This window comes from Mesosutterella multiformis (assembly GCF_003402575.1).
GTDB classification, from domain to species: Bacteria; Pseudomonadota; Gammaproteobacteria; order Burkholderiales; family Burkholderiaceae_F; genus Mesosutterella; species Mesosutterella multiformis.
In genome coordinates this window covers 315124-331684 of record NZ_BGZJ01000001.1, presented here as the reverse complement: position 1 = coordinate 331684, position 16561 = coordinate 315124, and the positions used below count along the sequence as shown (strand labels likewise).

Annotated in this window: 15 protein-coding genes and 1 tRNA gene; 15 read left to right on the top strand and 1 reads right to left on the bottom strand. The window is 58.6% G+C overall.

Features of this window, described 5'->3' with window-relative positions; translation table 11 throughout:
* Nucleotide 1: 1 nt before the first annotated feature.
* From M4NBBH2_RS01495 to M4NBBH2_RS01425, 15 genes are all read left to right on the top strand, one after another.
* Nucleotides 2–748 carry a YfgM family protein gene (locus tag M4NBBH2_RS01495; protein WP_116269427.1) on the top strand — a complete coding sequence of 249 codons (747 nt, stop codon included), beginning with the start codon at nt 2–4 and terminating at the stop codon, nt 746–748.
* 30 nt (nt 749–778) lie between these two features.
* The gene (bamB, locus tag M4NBBH2_RS01490) at nt 779–1915 is read left to right on the top strand and encodes an outer membrane protein assembly factor BamB (protein WP_116269426.1); all 1137 of its coding nucleotides are present in this window, start codon (nt 779–781) and stop codon (nt 1913–1915) included.
* 40 nt (nt 1916–1955) lie between these two features.
* Complete coding sequence (gene der, locus M4NBBH2_RS01485) at nt 1956–3320, top strand: ribosome biogenesis GTPase Der (protein WP_116269425.1); 1365 nt, start codon at nt 1956–1958, stop codon at nt 3318–3320.
* A 15-nt stretch (nt 3321–3335) separates the two neighbouring features.
* A complete protein-coding gene (locus M4NBBH2_RS01480) occupies nt 3336–4046 on the top strand; it encodes a hypothetical protein (protein WP_116269424.1) in 711 nt (236 codons plus the stop codon).
* Nucleotides 4047–4158: 112 nt separating this feature from the next.
* Nucleotides 4159–4398 carry an RNA chaperone Hfq gene (gene hfq, locus M4NBBH2_RS01475; protein ID WP_022444160.1) on the top strand — a complete coding sequence of 80 codons (240 nt, stop codon included), beginning with the start codon at nt 4159–4161 and terminating at the stop codon, nt 4396–4398.
* Nucleotide 4399: 1 nt separating this feature from the next.
* Nucleotides 4400–5605 (top strand): GTPase HflX, encoded by a 1206-nt coding sequence (hflX, locus tag M4NBBH2_RS01470; protein WP_116269423.1) that lies wholly within the window; start codon nt 4400–4402, stop codon nt 5603–5605.
* 160 nt (nt 5606–5765) lie between these two features.
* Nucleotides 5766–7367, top strand: coding sequence for an SPFH domain-containing protein (locus tag M4NBBH2_RS01465; protein WP_116269422.1), 1602 nt, complete (start codon nt 5766–5768; stop codon nt 7365–7367).
* A gap of 12 nt (nt 7368–7379) precedes the next feature.
* Nucleotides 7380–8234, top strand: a complete 855-nt coding sequence (locus M4NBBH2_RS01460; RefSeq protein WP_022444157.1) for an SPFH domain-containing protein — start codon at nt 7380–7382, stop codon at nt 8232–8234.
* Entirely contained in the window at nt 8231–8440 is a 210-nt protein-coding gene (locus tag M4NBBH2_RS01455) for a DUF2065 domain-containing protein (protein WP_022444156.1), read from the top strand. The genes M4NBBH2_RS01460 and M4NBBH2_RS01455 overlap by 4 nt, the downstream gene beginning before the upstream one ends.
* Before the next feature lie 15 nt (nt 8441–8455).
* On the top strand, nt 8456–9628 hold the full coding sequence (locus tag M4NBBH2_RS01450; RefSeq protein WP_116269420.1) for an ATP phosphoribosyltransferase regulatory subunit: 1173 nt from the start codon (nt 8456–8458) through the stop codon (nt 9626–9628).
* Nucleotides 9629–9637: 9 nt separating this feature from the next.
* Nucleotides 9638–10933 carry an adenylosuccinate synthase gene (locus tag M4NBBH2_RS01445; protein WP_116269419.1) on the top strand — a complete coding sequence of 432 codons (1296 nt, stop codon included), beginning with the start codon at nt 9638–9640 and terminating at the stop codon, nt 10931–10933.
* Nucleotides 10934–11063: 130 nt separating this feature from the next.
* Entirely contained in the window at nt 11064–11579 is a 516-nt protein-coding gene (locus M4NBBH2_RS01440; RefSeq protein WP_116269418.1) for a phosphoribosyltransferase, read from the top strand.
* A 395-nt stretch (nt 11580–11974) separates the two neighbouring features.
* The gene (locus M4NBBH2_RS01435) at nt 11975–13102 is read left to right on the top strand and encodes a porin (RefSeq protein WP_116269417.1); all 1128 of its coding nucleotides are present in this window, start codon (nt 11975–11977) and stop codon (nt 13100–13102) included.
* A 516-nt stretch (nt 13103–13618) separates the two neighbouring features.
* A complete protein-coding gene (locus M4NBBH2_RS01430; RefSeq protein ID WP_170135094.1) occupies nt 13619–14722 on the top strand; it encodes a porin in 1104 nt (367 codons plus the stop codon).
* A 358-nt stretch (nt 14723–15080) separates the two neighbouring features.
* Nucleotides 15081–16199, top strand: a complete 1119-nt coding sequence (locus tag M4NBBH2_RS01425) for a porin (RefSeq protein WP_116269415.1) — start codon at nt 15081–15083, stop codon at nt 16197–16199.
* A 252-nt stretch (nt 16200–16451) separates the two neighbouring features.
* Here M4NBBH2_RS01425 and M4NBBH2_RS01420 read toward each other — a convergent pair.
* Nucleotides 16452–16538: transfer RNA gene (locus M4NBBH2_RS01420), tRNA-Leu, on the bottom strand.
* Between the last annotated feature and the right edge of the window lie 23 nt (nt 16539–16561).

Below are 16561 nucleotides of genomic sequence, written 5' to 3'. Positions count from 1 at the left end.
CATGGCATACAACCTCGAGGAACAGGAGTCGATCGACAACCTGAAGGGCTGGTGGGAAAAGTGGGGCACGCCCGTTCTGGTCGTCATCACGCTCGCCTGCGTCGGCGTCGCCGGCTATAACGGCTGGAAGTGGTGGAACCACCGCCAGACCGCCAAGGCTTCTGTTGCCTATGTGGCGCTTGAAACGGCTGTGAACAATCAGGACGGCAAGAACATCAAGTCGATTTCCGACGGCCTGATCGATCAGTACGGCTCCACGGTCTACGGTCCGATGGCGGCTTTTGTCGCCGCCCGCTATGCGGCCGATAACGGCGATATCGCCACCGCGAAGCAGAAGCTTCAGTGGGTGGTGGATCACGGTGACCGCAAGGAGTTTGAGGCGATCGCGCGTGTCCGTCTCGCCGGTCTCCTGATGGATGAGAAGGCGTACGACAAGGCTCTGACGCTGCTCACGGGGTTCACGCCCTCGACCGACACTGAGCGCCTCGTGATCGATGACCGTCTGGGTGACGTTTACCAGGCGATGGGTAAGAACGCCGAGGCCCGCAAGGCCTGGCAGGATGGCATTGCCGCGGCCCGTGACGGTGACCCGCTGCAGAACCTGCTGCGTCTGAAGCTGGATTCGCTTCCTGAGGACGGCACCGCAGCCGCCCCGGCGCCTGCCGCGGCTTCCGCTGCTGCCTCTTCTGCCGCTGCCTCCGCTCCGGCTTCTTCTGCCCCGGCTGCCAAGTCTTCCGCTGCCGGCTGATCAATCAACATTTTTGGAGTGTGAGAGCACATGAGTCAGAAATTACTTCGCACCGCAATTGCCGCAGGCCTTGCGCTCGCGCTGGGCGGCTGTTCCCTCTTCTCTTCCGAGAGCCCCCGGGCTCCGGTGAAGCTCACTGAGATTCAGCAGACTGCCTCCGTGAATACGGTCTGGTCGACGAAGCTCGGCAGTTCTGAGCACTCCTTCCTGACACCGGCACTCGCCGGCAACGGACTCTATGCGGCGGGCTCGAATGAAGTCTTCCGTATTGACCCGTCGAACGGCGCCAAGGTCTGGACCGCCTCTCTGAAGGAGAAGGTGGTGGCAGGCGTTGGCTCCGACGGCTACTTTGTCGCGGTCGGCACGGATCAGGGGAACGTCGTTGCGCTCTCCGCCGAAGGCAAGGAACTCTGGCGCCGCAAGATGCCGTCAGAAGTCGATATGCCGCCGCTTGTCGGCCACGATCTCGTGATCGTGCACACGTCGGATACCCGCGTGACGGCGTTCAATGCCCGCACGGGTGAACAGGCCTGGTACTACCAGGGGCAGGTGCCGATCCTCTCGGTGCGCGCGCCGCGCCAGATGATTTTCTTCGCTGACGGCATTCTTGTCGGCCAGGCGAACGGCAAGCTGATCGGCATTTCGCTCACCGGCAAGGTGGCGTTCGAAGCGTCGATCTCGATGCCTTCCGGCATCACCGAGGTTGAGCGTCTGAATGACGTCGTGGGAGCGCCTCTCGTCACGTCCGGCGTTCTCTGCGCGGCCTCCTATCAGGGCCGTGTCACCTGCATGAGCGCCCAGAACGGCTCTGTCCGCTGGACCGAAAAGGTTGACGCCGTCACCGGTCCGACGGCTGACCTGAAGACCGTCTACGTGGTGGACGAGAAGAGCACGATTCACGCCTATTCGCTTGCGACGGGCGGCGAGCTCTGGAAGAACGACACCATGAAGTACCGTCAGAACTCCGCCCCGGTTGCCGTCGGCTCCTATGTGGCGAGCGGCGACTATGACGGTTACGTGCATCTCCTTGACCCGATCACCGGGCGTGAGATGGGCCGCGGCCGCCTCTCGGGCGCTATTTACACCACTCCGATTGCCTATGGCGACGGAGCCATTTTTCAAACGGTTGACGGAGAACTGGCGTTCATCCGGTCAACCAGCCGCTAAAGACAGCACAGCGGATTTTATTTTTTAGGAAATTTCTCTCATGCTTCCGGTTATTGCGCTTGTCGGTCGTCCGAATGTCGGGAAATCCACACTCTACAACCGGCTCACCAAGACTCGGGATGCCATTGTCGCGGACTTTGCCGGCCTGACGCGTGATCGCCACTACGGCGACGGCAAGGTGGGCCCGCGCCCTTATATCGTGGTCGACACGGGCGGTTTTGAGCCCCAGAGACCCGAGGGCGTGGTGAGCCACATGGCGTCTCAGGCCGAGCTGGCGATTGAAGAAGCGGATGCCGTTATCTTTATTGTCGACGCGAGAACGGGCGTTACGCCCCAGGATCACCGTATCGCGCAGACGCTGCGCGAATCGGGCCGCAAGATCTATCTTGCCGTCAATAAGGCTGAAGGCCTCAGCGCGATCGCGGGCTCTGAATTCTATGAACTCGGTCTCGGTGTCGAGCCGTTTATGGTGTCAGCCGCTCACGGTCAGGGTATCGCGAGCCTGATGGAAACCGTGCTTTCCCCCTTCCCTGAGGATGAGGAGGAAGAGAAGCCCGCCGAGGAGGAAGAGGGCGAACACCGGATCCGTGTCGCGATCGCCGGACGCCCGAATGTCGGCAAGTCGACGCTCGTGAACGCGCTGCTCGGTGAAGAGCGCGTCATCGCGTTCGATATGCCCGGCACGACCCGCGACGCGATCAATATCGACTTCGAGTACGACGGTCATCCGTTCACGCTCGTGGATACGGCCGGTCTCCGCAAGAAGGGCCGTGTTTTCGAGGCGATCGAGAAGTTTTCGATCGTGAAGACCCTCCAGGCGATCGCCGATTCGAACGTTGTGGTGCTCGTGATTGACGCCCGGAGCGGTGTCGCTGAGCACGATGCCCACATCGCCGAATACGCGCTCGACTCGGGCCGCGCGCTCGTCGTCGCCGTGAACAAGTGGGATGGCATGAGCGCCTACGACCGCTCGCAGCTTGATCAGCAGCTCGATATGAAGCTCCGGTTCCTGCACTGGGCGAAGTTCGTGCATATCTCCGCCCTGAAGCATAACGGCCTCAACCACCTCATGAAGGCGGTTCAGGAAGCCTATCAGGCCGCTATCGCGAAGCTGCCGACTCCGAAGCTCACGCGCGCCCTGATTGAGGCTGTTGAGCGTCAGCAGCCGCCGCGTGCCGGCAAGGTCCGCCCGAAGATGCGTTACGCCCACCAGGGCGGCACGAATCCGCCGGTGATCGTGATCCACGGCAATTCGCTCCAGCAGATCGGCGACAGCTACCGCCGCTATCTCGAAAGCTGGTTCCGTGATAAGTTCAATCTCGCGGGTACGCCTCTCAAGATTGAATTCCGTACCGGCCGCAACCCGTACGCGGATCCGAAGCCCGCAAACGGCAAGAAAAAGTAAAAAGAAGGCAGCACTATGAAAAGAACCAAGCTGTCAGCCTGGCTGCTGACTGTGGTCGTCTTCCTCATTTCGCTCGGGGTGATCTACTGGGTCGGCGTGCCGCTCGGTAACCCCGACGCGAATGTGCTGCTCGCGGTTGAGGTGGTGCTTGCCGCGGCGTTCGCGATGTTTGTGAACGCTATCGCTTATCCGCAGAGCCGGATCGGGGATCAAACGGGGCTCGGCGCTCCCTCCGTTTCCTTCACGGTGGCTGTGGTGACGCTTGCGATCGCGGGCCTGGCCGCGGCGTTCGTGGGACTCCGTCATCCGATGGTTGCGGCGTGGCTTGCCGGGATTGCCGCTGTGGCGATCGTTTTCCGGACGCTGCTCACGCGGTTCCTCACGCGTCTCTACTGGGGCGCGCCGATCAAGAACCGCCCGAGTGTCTGCACGATCTGGAAGGTGGGGCTCGCCGAGGTTGCCGGGAAAGAGATGAATGAACCCTTTCAGGAGCGTCTCTCTGAAGTCCAGGCGCTCTGCGCGAGTCAGCCCAAGGTGACCGCCGAGACCTCGCAGAAGACCGCGGAGCTGGATGAGGAAATCACCCGTGCGGTCCGCGAGCTGCAGGGGTTTGTCTCTGAGGGGGAACTCGGGAAGGCGACGGCGTCGCTTGACACGATCCGTGACGGTCTCCGCCGCCGGATTGAAATTCTCGGGTCCGGCAAGGCTCCTCATAAAGACGTATGATAATTGGGTGCAGACAGGTCTTTATTTGTCAGCACACACACTTCGTCACCCGCTTTTTTATTGGCGGGTGTAGCAAACAAAGAACAAGCGCAGAAGCGCTGGGAAAAACATTATGGCCAACAATAACAAGGGACAGCTTCTTCAGGATCCTTTCCTTAACGCACTTCGCAAAGAACATATCCCGGTCAATATCTATCTGATCAACGGCATCAAGCTGCAGGGTCAGGTGGAATCTTTCGACCAGTACGTCGTGCTGCTTCGCAACACCGTGACGCAGATGGTCTACAAGCACGCGATCAGCACGGTCGTGCCGACCCGCTCCGTCACTATCACGAACACTCCGGAGTCTTGATCTGACAGTATTTCAGGTAGACCGGGAGCGGGATGACCGCCCCGGAAAGGCTTGGCTTGTCTGCGTAAGCCTCGGCCGGGATTTCCGGCCGGATGCAAGCGAGGAGCTTTCGCTTCTCGTCACCTCGGATGCCTTGATCCCGGTGGGCCTCACGGAGGCTCACCGCGACAAGCCCGATCCTGCTACATATCTCGGCAGCGGAAAGATTGAAGAAATCGCGACCGCGGCCCGGGAGGCTGGAGCAGACGTGCTGATATTCGACACGCCGCTCTCGGCAGCCCAGGAGCGCAATATCGAGAAGGCGGCTCATATCGCCGTTCTCGACCGCACCGAGCTTATTCTCGAAATTTTCCAGAAGCGCGCAAAGAGCCGTGAAGGCCGTCTGCAGGTGGAGCTCGCGAAGCTCGAGCACCTGTCGACCCGTCTTGTCCGCGGATGGACCCACCTTGAGCGTCAGCGCGGCGGTCTTTCGAAGACCGGCGGCCCGGGCGAAAAGCAGATCGAGCTCGACCGCCGAATGCTTTCTGAGCGCGTGAAGCAGCTGAAGGTCCAGCTGAAGAAGCTGGAGCGGCAGCGTGACACGCAGCGTCGCTCGAGAACACGCGGCGATCAGATGACGGTGTCGCTTGTCGGCTATACAAACGCGGGGAAGAGCACGCTCTTCAACCGCCTGACACGGTCTGACGCCTATGTCGCGAATCAGCTTTTCGCGACACTCGACACGACAGCGAGACGCTGCTGGGTGGGCGGAAGCGAGATGGTGGTGCTTTCTGACACCGTCGGCTTTATCCGTGACCTTCCGACGCAGCTCGTCGAGGCCTTCAAGTCAACGCTTGAGGAAACCGTGCACGCGGATCTGCTCCTTCACGTGGTCGACGCTTCAAGCGAAGTCCGCGAGGATCAGATTGACTCCGTGAATCAGGTGCTTTCCCAGATTGATGCCGATACGATTCCGACGATCCTTGTCTATAACAAGATCGACCGGGCTCCGGCCGCGGCCGGTGTTGTTCGGGATGAGAAGGGACGTGTCCGTTCCGTGGGCGTGAGCGCCGTGACGGGCGAGGGGCTTGATGAGCTCCGGGCCGCCATTCTGGAGTTTGCCGAGCACTGGCATAAGGATCACCCGGTGAAGGCCCGTGAGCTTGAGCCCTGGGAACAGGCGAAGCTCGAAGCCGAAGCCCGCCGCGCGGGAAAACCGACGGCTTGATTCATGCGCCTTTTCCCGTCCCGGCGGGATCCCCAAAGGGGGTGCCCGGGGCGGATCAGGTGTTAGACTGAAAGACTTGCAGGCTGTACCCTTCGGGGCACGGCAGGGGTGCGCTTGCGCGCAGGAATTTCGGGGACATCCCCCTCAGGATTTTTTCTTTATGTCTATTGATGATTACCGCTGGGGAAGACACCCGGAACCGGAAAAGAAAGATCCGGAGAAGGAATCTTCTTCAGGTAAGAATGAGCCGGAAACGCCGAAAGTGAGCGGAACCGGTTCGGAACCTACCGGAACGCCGGAGCCTCCTCAGAAGCCTGAGGAGCCCCGTCGCGCGCAGCCGCAGCCCGAGAAGCCCGAAATCCGCAATCCGGGAACCCCGAACAGTGACTCTCACTCCGGCCGCCCCGAAGACACTGAGGAATCCTCCGCGAAGAAGAGCGGAAAGGACCTTGACGCTGAGTGGAAGGCGTTTAATGACCTCCTGCAGTCCATCTGGGCAAACGGTGGAAAGAACGGCCCCCAGGCATCCGGTGCCCAGCAGACTGGAAAGAAGCCCGGAACCCCGGATTCCCCGCGCCCGGATGATATCCCCCAGATTGATCGCAGCAGGCGTTCGAGCCGCATCGCGGCGCTGGTCGCGATCGTTGCCATTTTCTCGGTCGGCGCGTACCTCGGCGCCGGCTTCTACTCCGTGCCGTCCGGCGAAACCGCCGCGCTTTACGCGACAGGTCAGTTCAAGGAACTGGTCGGCCCTGGCACGCACTGGCACTTTCCGTGGCCCTTTGAGAAAGTCCGCATGGTGGATACGCGTCTCGTGCACAGCCAGGACGTGAGTTTCTCGGGGAAAGCGGGCGAAGGTTATCTCCTTACCGCTGACGGCAGCTTTGTTTCCGCCACCGCCACCGTAAAGTGGCAGGTCGCGTCTGACGGTGTCCGGAATTATCTCGAACATATGGTGAATCCCTCGGAAGTGATCGATGCGGCGCTTCGCCGCGCGCTCCGTCAGGAGTTCACCGATATGACGGTGCATGACGTGCTGAGCGGCCGGGCGGCGCTCCTGAAGGACGATCTCGCGAAGCGGGTCCAGAAGGAAGCGGACAGCCTCGGTCTCGGTGTCCATATCGAATCCGTGTCGGTCACGAACGCCGGTATCCCGACTGAAGTCCGTGAGGCCTCACGCGTGGCGCTTGAGGCGCAGAACGCGGGTGAAAACGCGTTCGGGAATGCTCAGAGGTGGGCTGAACTCGCGGGTGCGATGTCTGTCAACACGTCGCGCGCCATCTTAGAAAATGCTGAATCCTATCGGGAGCGCGTTGTGCGGGTTTCCGAAATGGACAGCCGCTATATCAGCTACCTCTATGGCGAAAAGGCTTCTGACGCCGCGAAGCGCGACGCGATTGAGCAGGCCTGGAATGCCGGGCTCGCGGCAGCCCTTCCGAACAAGGGATCGATCGCGAACGCGAAGCTTGATGACCTGATGGCCGTGATCCGTGCCGCGAAACCGAAGGCTCCTGAAGGGAAACCGGGTGAGGAATCCGCGGTTCCGGTGGTGACGGAAGCCCAGATCATTGCCCAGAAGAAGCTTGACGCGGAGAAGAAGGCAGCTCCTGCTGCCGCGTCTTCCGCTCCCGCGTCGTCACCCGCCGCTGAGGCAGCCGCAGAGGCCGCGGCTTCGAACGTGACAACTCCGGGCGAGGATCCCGCGAATGAGCGTGAAAGCACCACGGACCGCCGCGATTACCTCCGTAACCGCGGACGCTAGGAGACGATGATCATGAAGAAATTGATAGCAGCCTTTGTGATCGCCCTGGCAGCGATTCTCGCCGCGAGACTTTCCTTCTTCACGGTTGAAGAGGGAAGGGCGGCGCTCGTGCTTGGATGGAACAAATCCGTGTCTGCTGAGGTGACGGAGCCTGGGCTTCATGTGAAACTCCCGGACCCCATTGAGCGGACCGCGATGATTGACTGCCGCGGGCAGTCGCTTCAGGTGTCGGCGCTTGAGCCGAAGGGTGAAGGCAGCATTCCGACGCTTGGCTACGATGTGGTGTGGCGTGTCGTGAAGCCTGAAGTCTGGTGGAAGGAATTCAAGGGAAGCGGCGATCAGACGGCGCGCGAAATCACGCAGGCCGTGCAGACCGCGTCAGCCGGCGAAACCGCCGGGCTGAATGACGCGTCTCTCATCACGCGGGGCGGCGTCTGGATCTCGTCCCAGGTGATGGCGAAAGTGGCGCCTGAATTCCTGAAGCGCGGCGTGCGGATTGAATCCGTGCGAGTCGCTGAAGTGCGCCTCAACGCGAAGAGCCAGGCTTCGGCCCTTGACGCCACTGCGAAGATTCTGAATGGCCAGGTGCAGGCCTCGGGCCGCCTCGTCGAGGAGAGCGCGTCAGAGATCCGCGCCGCGGCCGACGCGAAGGCCCGTCAGACGCTTTCCGCGGCGCTCAGCCGCGCCGCTCAGATGAAGTCTGAAGCCGATGCCGCGGCGAACGCGAATTATCAGAAAATAGACCGTGTGACTGGAATCCGGGATTTCTCCTCGGCGCTTGAAAAGGCCCGTTCTGAAGAGAAGCCTGGTGAAAAGCTCGCCCCGATGCCCGACTTCCGGGGACTTCCTGGAGGCACAAAGCCATGATGGGACTGAAGGAGCTTCTGGTCGCCTTCGGGTTCATGATGATTTTCGAAAGCCTGATGCCGATGATCTCGCCCCGCCGCTGGAAGCGGGCACTGTCGCTTCTGCAGCAGGTGCCTGACTCAGCGATCCAGAAGCTTGGGATCGTCGGCGTGCTTTGCGGCCTCGCGGTTATCTGGCTGCTGCAAACCGATATTGCTTCGCTTTGATAGGATTTTTTCCAAATGACGAACTGGGTATTACCGGATCATATTGCCGACATGCTGCCCCGGCAGACGCGGGAACTTGAAACCCTGCGTACGCGCACCCTCGAAGTGATGAGGTCTCACGGATTTGAAGCTATCCGTCCGCCCATGTTCGAGTTCCTGGATTCTCTTCTCACCGGTACCGGCAACCGGCTCGATCGCACGACGATCAAGTTTGTCGATGAGGCGAGCGGCCGTCAGGCCGGGTTCCGCGCCGATATCACGCCTCAGGTGGCGCGTATCGATGCCCACATTCTGAACCGCACCGGGATCACACGGCTTTGCTACGCGGGGTCGGTGCTCCACGCTCGGCCTCGTCACCCGCTCGCTACGCGTCAGCCGTATGTGGCCGGCGCCGAAATGTTCGGTGCGACAGGGCGGGAGGCCGATCTTGAAATGGTGCGGCTCGCCGTGGATATGCAGCGCGAAGTCGGTATCCGGCGCGTACATCTCGCAATCGGCCACACCGGGATTGTGCGTTCCATCCTGAAATCGGACCCGGCGCTTACCCCCGCGATCCAGGACGCCGTTGTCGCGGCGCTTTCCGATAAGGATCCGGCGGGACTCGCTGTTGCCGCGGCGCCCCTCTCCGCGAAGACCGTTGAAGCGCTCTCCGGACTCTGCCTCATTTATGGCGGCGACGACGCGCTGGACCGCGTTCTCGCGCTCTGCAAGGGGAACCCGGACGCCGAGAAGGCCGTGGATGAGCTTCGGTGGATCGCGGAGCGCTGCGGAGCCGACGACGTCACGATTGACGGTGCCTCGGTGACAGGATTTGATTACTACACGGGTATTTCCTTTGCCGGTCTTGTTGAAGATCTGCCCGAACCGCTCCTCCGGGGCGGCCGCTATGACGGAATTGGATTAGCGTTCGGACGCTTTAGACCGGCAGTTGGATTTACACTCTATCTACGTGAGCTTGCTGTGCTCAGAACGCCCGAACTTCCCTTCGCGGTCATTGCGCCCCCGGCGTCAGAAGATCCGAAGCTTGAGAGTCTCGTGCGCAAACTCCGTCATGCCGGCAGAATCGTCGTGCAGCTGCTGCCGGGAGAAGACCCTGCCGGGCTCGCTGAGAGCTTCCAGGTAACGGAGCGTATTGTTTTCGAAAAGGGTGAGTGGCAGGTGGTTCCTGTCTCCGCCAAGTCCATTTAGGAGAAAAAGATGGCAAAAAATGTAGTGGTCGTCGGCGCCCAGTGGGGTGACGAAGGCAAGGGCAAGATCGTCGACTGGCTCACCTCCAAGGTCGACGGCGTCGTGCGCTTCAACGGGGGCAACAACGCCGGCCATACGATCGTCGTGAACGGCAACAAGACCGTGCTTCGCCTCATTCCGTCCGGCGTCATGCATCCGACGATGCAGTGCTACCTCGGCAACGGTGTTGTCTTTTCGCCGTCCGCCTTTTTCTCCGAACTCGATCAGCTGAAGGAACACGGAATGGACGCGGAGTCCCGCCTCCACGTGTCCGGCAATTGCGCGCTTCTGATGCCGTACCACGTGGCTCTTGACCATGCCCGTGAAAATAACCTCGGCAAGAAGAAGATCGGCACGACCGGCCGCGGCATCGGTCCGGCCTACGAAGACAAGGTGGCCCGCCGTACGGTGCGCGTCGCTGACCTCTACAACGTCCCGTTCTTCGAAGAGCGCGTCCGCACGGCTCTCGAGTACCACAACTTCGAACTGACGCATTTCCTCCACGCTGAGGCCCTCGACCCGCAGAAGGTGATCGACGAGGTGCTGGGCTTCGCGGATCGTCTGAAGCCGCGCGTGATGGACGTCTCCCATACGCTGAATAAGCTGATGGCCGAAGGCAAGCAGTTCCTCTTCGAAGGCGCCCAGGGTTCGATGCTCGATATCGACCACGGCACCTATCCGTTTGTCACGTCCTCCAACACCGTCGCGGGTTACGCCACGGCTGGCGCGGGTGTCGGCCCCCATCACCTCAACTACGTCCTCGGCATCACCAAGGCTTACTGCACGCGTGTCGGCGCGGGTCCCTTCCCGACCGAGCTCCTCGATGAAGAGGGTGAACGCATCCGTCAGCGCGGCGGTGAATTCGGTGCCGTGACGGGCCGTCCGCGCCGCTGCGGCTGGTTCGACGGCGCGGCGCTCCGCCGTGCGGTCGAGATCAACGGTCTGACCGGTCTTGCCGTGATGAAGCTCGACGTGCTCGATGAGTGCGATGTCGTGCGTCTGGGCGTTGGCTACAAGAAGGACGGCGTTGAACTCGAAGTGATGCCTTACGGCGCGGAAGAGGTCGCGGGCTGCGAAGTGATCTATGAAGACTTCCCCGGCTGGAAGACCAGTACCTATGGCATCAAAGAATGGGATAAACTCCCCGCTGCGGCGCGCAGCTATCTGAAGCGCCTTTCTGAAGTGGCTGGCTGCCCGATCGCGGCAGTGTCCACTGGTCCGGATCGTGAACAGACCATTCTGCTCAGCGATCCGTTTGAAGCCTGAGCCCCATAAACAGGGGAAAGTCTGATCCGCGGGCAAGCGGATCAGACCGACAGCCTATAAGCATCACACAGGCGGCACTGCAGTAAAAAACGCAGCGCTGCCTTCCTTTTTTTGTTGGATTTGAAAAGCCATGGCGGATCTCTTTGTATCTTGGCAGGATTACATCGACCTGAATGAACAGCTCGTCCTCAAGGTTGCGGACAGCGGCTGGAAATTTGATTCTCTCCTTTGTCTCGCTCGCGGCGGCATGCGCCCCGGGGATATTTTCTCGCGCGTCTACTCGAAGCCGCTCTCCGTGCTGTCGACGAGCTCTTACCGCGCGATGTCCGGCACGGTGCAGGGCGAGCTGAATATCAGCAGCTGCATCACCGGCACCGAGGCTCTGAAGGGAAAGGTCCTTCTGGTCGATGACATGGTGGACTCCGGCATCACGCTTGAAAAGGTGGTGAAGCACCTGAAGAGCGACTTTCCGGAAATCACCGAGATCCGTATCGCTGTGCTCTGGTGGAAGGAACGCTCCATCTTCCAGCCGGATTATTTCGTCTCTTACCTCGAAGGGAACCCCTGGATCCACCAGCCGTTCGAGGCTTATGACGATCTCGGTATCGAGCGGCTCCGTGAGAAGCGCGCGATCGCCGGCAAGTAATCCCGCCTGACACTGCGGAAATTCATCTTCCGCTGCTTCTTTCCTGAGGCGGCGGCCGATGGCTTCTGTACAGAATCCCTGCTTCAGAAATGAGGCGGGGATTTCTTTTTTTCAGGTCTCTCACCCTGTAAAGGAAAGGCCGGTGACTGTAATTAAATGTGTATCTGAGGGAAATCTGTTGCTTTTTGGCAACGGCTACAATTTACACAAATGTATCACCTAGTTACATACACTTAGCCAGCAATCTGAATTCCTTCAAAAAGTTATTTTTCGTAGTGTTTTACAATCAGGGTTTGTACCATAAGACTCCTTTTTTTCCGGCCGCATCATGAAGTCAGAGGGGAGATTCACTCAGATGCATTTCCCTTCAGATATATTTTTTGGAGTCACACATAATGAAGAAATCTCTACTTGCTCTCGCCCTTCTCGGCGCTTTCACGGCTTCTGCTTTTGCTGAACCGTCCGTCACGCTGTACGGCCGCATTGATACGGGTCTTGTCTACACCCACAAGAATCTGGATAACACTGCCGGTTCCACCGACACGTTCTCCATGGATTCCGGTGTGACCACCGGCTCCCGCTGGGGTCTGAAGGGTTCTGAAGACATCGGCAACGCGAAGGTTGGCTTCGTCCTCGAATCCGGCTTCAATTCTGATGACGGCACGTCCGGACAGAATAACCGCCTCTTCGGCCGTGAAGCTCAGGTGAACATCTCCAGTGCCTACGGTACCCTGTATGCTGGCCGCCTTGGCTCTATCGCGTCCGATAACGGCTCGCTCGGCTATCTCGGCGATGTGTCCGCCTTCCCGTCTGCCTACGGTTTCGTCGGCAACCAGCAGGGCTCCACCGGCACGGCTTATGGCCGCTATGACAACACCCTGGCTTATCAGACCCCGACGTTCGGCGGCCTGCAGGGTGCCATCATGTATTCCTTCAAGGGCGACACCAAGGCCTCCGACTCGAACGTTGCTGATGCCCGTGAGAATTCCGGCGATGCTGACCGCTACCTCGCCGCTGGCCTGCGCTACAAGGCTGGCAAGGCCGCTGTTGTCCTCACCGGCGACATGACGATGTACGGCAATGACGCTAAGGATTATGGCAGCGTTGATAACGGGTACAGCTTCGTCCTCGGCGGCAACTACGACTTCGGTGTCGCGAAGGCTTTCGCGAAGGTCACCTACTTTGATAACCAGGTGAACGTTCTCGACTCCTTCGACCTGATCAGCGATTCCCGCGATCTGAAGAAGGCTGAGGCTCTGAAGGGCTGGGGCGCTGAACTCGGCACAAATGTTCCGGCCTTCGGCGGCAACTTCCTTGCTGCAGTCGGCTATCGTGATGCCAAGGACGTCGATGACGGCTCCTACAAGTTCAAGCGCTGGAACGCGGCTGTCGGTTACACCTATGCCTTCAGCAAGCGCACCAACGTCTACGGTCTCGCTGGCTACGCTCAGGAAAAGGCGAATGCTCTCGACCGCAAGGCGAGCGGTGCCCAGGTCGGTTTCGGCCTCGTCCACAAGTTCTGATCTCTTAAAAGAGACCGGCAGAAGTTCGCCATTCTGCTGAGAACTGAAAAACCGCATCCCGTGAGGGATGCGGTTTTGTCGTTTTAAGGAAGGCGGCATCGACATGACAGGAGAAAGAGGGCGACAGGAGGAATTTCTGAAATATGGATCACAAAAGTAAAGCGTTTAATAGTTGCTCCTGAATTTTTGTACAAGTCAATAACAGTCTTGTTTCACTTTGTAACTCTTTATCAGATATCGTTTTTTTATTTCGGTGGTGTTCGCCTAAAGCCGTTTTCTGTTTGTTTGTTGCATAAAAACAACACAAAATGTGGAATTAAAGGAATACGAAAAATAGTTGTAATATTGTCTTAATTATTGAAAATAAATAAAAAATTTAAGTTTTATACCAATAATAAAGGGTTTACCCTTATGACTGGTGAGGAAATATTTTTGCATCATGCATTTGGGGTGACTCCAAAAGCCCTTAAAACTGTAGTTAGCAATACACACATTCAAACTACTGGAGAAAATTTCATGAAGAAGTCTCTCATTGCCGCTGCTCTGCTTGGCACTTTCGCGGCATCCGCTTTCGCTGCTCCGTCCGTCACGCTGTACGGCCGCCTCGATACGAGCCTTGCTTATACCCACTTGGATAAGGATAAGGCTGGTGTTGATTCCACCGACACGGTTTCGATGGAATCCGGCTTCTCCACCGGCAACCGCTGGGGCCTGAAGGGCACGGAAGATATCGGCAACGCCAAGGTTGGCTTCGTTCTCGAATCCGGCTTCAACTCCGATGACGGTGTCTCTTCCGACAAGGAAAGCCGCCTCTTCGGCCGTGAAGCTCAGGTGAACGTCTCCGGTGCCTACGGTACTCTGTACGCTGGCCGCTTCGCCTCCATCGCTTCTGAATCCGGCTCTATCGGCTACCTGACCGATGTGTCCGCCTTCCCGAACGGCTTCGGTGTCGTTGGCACGCAGAAGGGCTCCACTGGTTCGGCTTATGCCCGTTACGACAACGCCCTCGCTTATCAGACCCCGACGTTTGGTGGCCTGCAGGCTGCTGCCATGTACTCCTTCAAGGCAAATTCTCAGACGGATAAGACCTCCCGTGAGAATTCAAGCTTTGCCGATCGCTACGCCGCTGCTGGCCTGCGCTACAAGGCTGGCAAGGCTGCTGTCGTTCTCGCTGGCGACTACACCCTGTACAGCAACAGCACCCATGCTGGTCTGGATAACGGCTACAGCGTGATCCTCGGCGGCAACTACGACTTCGGTGTTGCCAAGGTCTTCGCCAAGGCCACCTATTTCGACAACCAGGCTTCCGCCCTTGACTCCTTCGATCTGATCAAGGATTCGAACGCTGCTGGTGTTGAAGGCTGGGGTGTTGAACTGTCGACGGCTGTTCCGGCTTTCGGCGGCGCCTTCCTCGGTACCGTCGGTTATCGTGACGCCAAGGACGTGGATAACAGCTCCAACAAGTTCAAGCGTTGGAACGCCGCTGTTGGTTACTCCTATGCGTTCAGCAAGCGCACCAGCGTCTACGCTGCTGCCGGCTACGCTCAGGAAAAGGCTAACAACCTCGATCGTAAGGCCAATGCTGCTCAGGCTGGTTTCGGCCTCGTCCACAAGTTCTAATCTCGTAGAAGAGATCGGCAGAAGTTCGCCATTCTGCTGAGAACTTGAAAGGAAAAACCGCATTCCGTAAGGGATGCGGTTTTTTGTTGAGGGTTAGGTTGGAAATGTCTGATTAAAATTGCTTTTTTGTACGGAAAACAGGGGGCTGTTGCAAGAATACAACACTTTGTTGAGGTATTACCCCCTCTGTGTTTTGTTTTATAACTATTTAAAAATAAATAATAAATTTTTGTAAACGGTATAGTCTTCCCCTGAAGGCTCATTGACTTTGAAACTGCCTATTTGCAATATTTCTCTCAAGGCAGATCACATAACGATTTGCCATTAATCCAAGAAAATTCACACTGGAGAATTTTTCATGAAGAAGTCTCTCGTCGCCGCCGCTCTGCTTGGCACTTTCGCCGCTTCCGCTTTCGCGGCTCCGTCTGTCACGCTGTATGGCCGCGTGGATACGGGCCTCGCCTATACCCACAAGAATCTTGATAACGATACGTCCTCTACCAACACGGTTGAAATGACGTCCGGTTTCTCCACGGGCAACCGCTGGGGTCTGACTGGCACGGAAGACATTGGCAATGCCAAGGTTGGTTTTGTGCTCGAATCCGGCTTCAACTCTGACGACGGCGCTTCCGGTCAGGACGGCCGCCTGTTTGGCCGTGAAGCTCAGGTGAACGTCTCCGGTGCCTACGGTACTCTGTATGCTGGTCGCCTTGGTTCCGTTAATTCCGATAACGGCACGCTCGGTTACCTTGGTGATGTGTCTGCCTTCCCGTCCGGCTTCGGTATTGTCGGCAGCCAGGCTGGCTCCACTGGCACTGCCTACGGCCGTTATGACAACGTACTCGCCTATCAGACCCCGGCCTTCTCTGGTCTGCAGGCTGCCGCCATGTACTCCTTCAAGGCTGACTCCAAGAAGGATACGACTACCCGTGAAAACACGAGCTTTGCCGATCGCTACGCTGCTGCTGGTCTGCGCTACAAGGCTGGTAAGGCTGCCGTCGTTCTCGCCGGCGACTACACCCTGTACAGCAACAGCAACGCGACCTACAAGAATCTGGATAACGGTTACAGCGTGATCCTCGGCGGCAACTACGACTTCGGCGTTGCCAAGGTCTTTGCCAAGGCCACCTACTTCGATAACCAGGCTTCCGCCACTGATTCCTTCAGCCTGCTCTCCGACTCCAAGACTGTTGGCGTTGAAGGCTGGGGTGTTGAACTGTCGACGGCCGTTCCGGCTTTCGGCGGCACGGTGCTCGGCACGGTTGGCTATCGTGATGCCAAGAACGTTGACAACAGCGACGCCAAGTTCAAGCGTTGGAACGCCGCTCTCGGCTACGCCTATGCGTTCAGCAAGCGCACCAGCGTCTACGCTGCTGCCGGCTACGCTCAGGAAAAGTCCAACGCCAAGGACCGCAACGCCAAGGACCGCAAGGCCAGCGCCGCTCAGGCTGGTTTCGGCCTCGTCCACAAGTTCTAATCTCGTAAAAGAGAACAGCAGAAGTTCGCCATTCTGCTGAGAACTTAGAAAAAGCCGCATTTCCTTACCGGAGATGCGGCTTTTGACTGTACGGCGGGGAGAACGTATCCCCGGCGTATGATGAAAGCGGGAACTGGCTGATTGAGCTGCGTTTTCTGCGGGTAACAAAAAAGCCTCTCCGCAATCGCGAAAAGGCTTTAATGGCTTTCGTTTCTGAGGTTCACCGCACAATCATATGTTTTCCAGTATGATTGGTGCCCGGGACTGGACTCGAACCAGCACGCCGGTGAAGGCGCTAGCACCTGAAGCTAGTGCGTCTACCAATTTCGCCACCCGGGCACATCCTCACAAACGAGGATGTA

Coding starts and splice junctions, on each gene's coding strand:
- M4NBBH2_RS01435 (WP_116269417.1), top strand. CDS start 11,975: ATGAAGAAATCTCTACTTGCTCTCGCCCTTCTCGGCGCTTTCACGGCT.
- M4NBBH2_RS01450 (WP_116269420.1), top strand. CDS start 8,456: ATGACGAACTGGGTATTACCGGATCATATTGCCGACATGCTGCCCCGG.
- M4NBBH2_RS01480 (WP_116269424.1), top strand. CDS start 3,336: ATGAAAAGAACCAAGCTGTCAGCCTGGCTGCTGACTGTGGTCGTCTTC.
- M4NBBH2_RS01495 (WP_116269427.1), top strand. CDS start 2: ATGGCATACAACCTCGAGGAACAGGAGTCGATCGACAACCTGAAGGGC.
- M4NBBH2_RS01445 (WP_116269419.1), top strand. CDS start 9,638: ATGGCAAAAAATGTAGTGGTCGTCGGCGCCCAGTGGGGTGACGAAGGC.
- M4NBBH2_RS01465 (WP_116269422.1), top strand. CDS start 5,766: ATGTCTATTGATGATTACCGCTGGGGAAGACACCCGGAACCGGAAAAG.
- M4NBBH2_RS01460 (WP_022444157.1), top strand. CDS start 7,380: ATGAAGAAATTGATAGCAGCCTTTGTGATCGCCCTGGCAGCGATTCTC.
- M4NBBH2_RS01440 (WP_116269418.1), top strand. CDS start 11,064: ATGGCGGATCTCTTTGTATCTTGGCAGGATTACATCGACCTGAATGAA.
- M4NBBH2_RS01455 (WP_022444156.1), top strand. CDS start 8,231: ATGATGGGACTGAAGGAGCTTCTGGTCGCCTTCGGGTTCATGATGATT.
- der (WP_116269425.1), top strand. CDS start 1,956: ATGCTTCCGGTTATTGCGCTTGTCGGTCGTCCGAATGTCGGGAAATCC.
- M4NBBH2_RS01430 (WP_170135094.1), top strand. CDS start 13,619: ATGAAGAAGTCTCTCATTGCCGCTGCTCTGCTTGGCACTTTCGCGGCA.
- bamB (WP_116269426.1), top strand. CDS start 779: ATGAGTCAGAAATTACTTCGCACCGCAATTGCCGCAGGCCTTGCGCTC.
- M4NBBH2_RS01425 (WP_116269415.1), top strand. CDS start 15,081: ATGAAGAAGTCTCTCGTCGCCGCCGCTCTGCTTGGCACTTTCGCCGCT.
- hfq (WP_022444160.1), top strand. CDS start 4,159: ATGGCCAACAATAACAAGGGACAGCTTCTTCAGGATCCTTTCCTTAAC.